This is a genomic window from Streptomyces sp. MMG1533, from assembly GCF_001279775.1.
GTDB lineage: Bacteria > Actinomycetota > Actinomycetes > Streptomycetales > Streptomycetaceae > Streptomyces.
On the sequence record NZ_LGDG01000138.1, the window covers coordinates 1 to 385 of the forward strand.

At 68.3% G+C, this 385-nt stretch carries 1 protein-coding gene; it reads left to right on the forward strand.

Annotated features, from left to right (window positions below; genetic code table 11):
• The coding region (locus tag ADK57_RS16025) for a transposase family protein (protein WP_159050072.1) at positions 1-376 on the forward strand (376 nt) is incomplete at its 5' end.
• Positions 377-385 lie beyond the last annotated feature (9 nt).

The following is a 385-nucleotide window of genomic DNA, read 5'->3' on the forward strand; positions in this document are numbered from 1 at the left end:
CGTGCAGGTGGTCACGGATCCACACGGCGAGGTGCTGTGGTTGTCGCCGGCCCTGCCGGGGCGCTGCCATGATCTGACCGTGGCCCGTGCCCATCGGATCATCAGGATCTGCGAGCGCCAAGGGGTGCCGATCCTGGCCGACCGTGCCTACATCGGTGCCGGCGCGTGGGTGACGACACCGGCCAGACGGCCTGCCGGAGGCGAGCTGTCGCTCACCCAGCAGACCGTCAACCGGGCGTTGTCGAGGGCGCGGGCCCCGGTTGAGGGTGGCATTGCCCGCCTGAAGTGCTGGCGGATCTTCCGACGAGCTCGGTGCAGCCCGAATCGAATGACGTCAATCGCAGCAGCGGTCCTCGCTCTGGAGCGGCAACGCTGAAAGACCTCA